The sequence below is a fragment of the Pseudoduganella sp. RAF53_2 genome, from assembly GCF_052113985.1.
Taxonomy (GTDB): domain Bacteria; phylum Pseudomonadota; class Gammaproteobacteria; order Burkholderiales; family Burkholderiaceae_D; genus Rugamonas.
On record NZ_JBFRDW010000883.1, the window covers coordinates 1 to 1,834 of the forward strand.

The 1,834-nt window shown below is 62.2% G+C and carries 1 protein-coding gene and 1 pseudogene; both read left to right on the plus strand.

What is annotated here, in order from left to right; all coding sequences use genetic code 11:
- Positions 1–503, plus strand: a pseudogene (locus tag AB4Z11_RS30625) (quinone-dependent dihydroorotate dehydrogenase); the annotation flags it as partial.
- Positions 496–1,542: an aldo/keto reductase gene (locus AB4Z11_RS30630; protein ID WP_442029798.1), complete on the plus strand. Its 1,047-nt coding sequence runs from the start codon at positions 496–498 to the stop codon at positions 1,540–1,542. The pseudogene AB4Z11_RS30625 and the gene AB4Z11_RS30630, both read left to right, overlap by 8 nt.
- Positions 1,543–1,834: the final 292 nt, after the last annotated feature.

The following is a 1,834-nucleotide window of genomic DNA, read 5'->3' on the forward strand; positions in this document are numbered from 1 at the left end:
TCTCTTCGCCGAACACCAAGAACCTGCGCCAGCTGCAGGGCGCATCCGAAGTGGACGGCCTGCTGTCCCAGTTGAAGGACACCCAGCTGCGCCTGGCCGACCAGCACAAGCGCTATGTGCCGATGACGCTGAAGATCGCGCCCGACATGGACGCCGACCAGGTCAAGAACATCGCCGACGCCCTGCTGCGCCACAAAATCGACGGCGTGATCGCCACCAACACGACCCTGAGCCGCACGGCCGTGGAAGGCATGCAGCACGGCGCGGAAGCGGGCGGCCTGTCCGGCGCGCCGGTGTTCGAGCTGTCCAATAACGTGATCCGCCTGCTGAAAGCGGAACTGGGCGATGCGCTGCCGATCATCGGCGTGGGCGGCATCATGCAGGGCTCCGACGCCAAGGCCAAGATCGCAGCCGGTGCGCAACTGGTGCAGCTCTACAGCGGCCTGATTTACGCCGGTCCCGCCCTGGTACGCGACTGCGCGGATGCGCTGCGCCATGGATAAGATCACTCTCGGCCAGAGCGATCTGAAGGTCAGCCCGATCTGCCTGGGCACCATGACCTTCGGCCAGCAGAATTTCGAGGCCGAGGCGCATGCCCAAATCGATTACGCGCTGGAACGCGGCATCAACTTCATCGACACGGCGGAGCTGTATCCGGTGATGCCGTCCGCCGCCACGCAAGGCGCAACGGAACGCTTCATCGGCACCTGGCTGAAGAAGGCCGGCAAGCGTTCGGAAGTCGTGATCGCGACCAAGGCCGCGGGTCCCAATCCGAACATCCACTGGCTGCGCGGCGGCCGCCAGAATCACGACGCAAAGAATCTGCGCGCAGCAGTCGATGCCAGCCTGGAGCGCCTGCAAACCGACTATATCGATCTGTATCAGCTGCACTGGCCAAGCCGCAATGCGCCCATCTTCGGCAACAACAGCTTCGATCCGCAGCGCGAGCGCAAGGCGGTGGCGATTGAGGAAACGCTGGCCGCGCTGGGTGAGCTGATCAAGGAAGGCAAGATCCGCCACGTCGGCGTGTCGAATGAAACCAGCTGGGGTGTCAGCGAATTCGTGAAGCAGGCCGAGAGCCTTGGTCTGCCACGCATTGCGACAATTCAGAATCTCTACAACCTCACGGCGCGCAGTTTCGAAACCAGCCTGCTGGACGAAACCTGCTACCGCGAGAAAGTAAGCCTGATGGCATATAGCCCGCTGGCTTTCGGCCAGCTGACGGCCAAGTATTACGACAATCCGAAAGCGCATGGCCGCCTGACGATTTTCCCGCCCACCTGGAGTCCGCGCTATCTGCGTCCCACCGTGCTGGAAGCGGTCGGCGAATACGCCAGACTGGCGCGCGCCAACGGCCTTACGCCGGCGCAGCTCGCGCTGGGCTGGTGCTATTCGCGCTGGTTCGTGGCCTCCACCATCATCGGCGCGACCACGCTGGCGCAGCTGAAGGAAAACATTGACGCCTTCACCACGCACTTGTCGCCGGACGTGGTGGCGGCGGTGAACGCCATCCACGCGCGCATCACCAATCCGGGCCAGTGACCATCATGGTCGCTCAGCAGTGCGACCATGAATTCACTTGTCATACAACAACACTATTGCTACGATTCAAGCATTGGGATGACCGCTAAGCCGGTCCCAAAGCAGTAACCCTCCTCCCGCCGCCCCATCCTCGCGGCTCCCAGCTCAAAAACCAACATTGTTCCAGCGCCCCTCGCGCGCCGGACGGAGCCGCACATGCTTAATAACCTGACTATCAAATTCCGCCTGGTGGCGGTGCTTTCGATTATTTCCGCCATCATGTGCCTGATCGGCATTGCTGGCATTTTCAGCC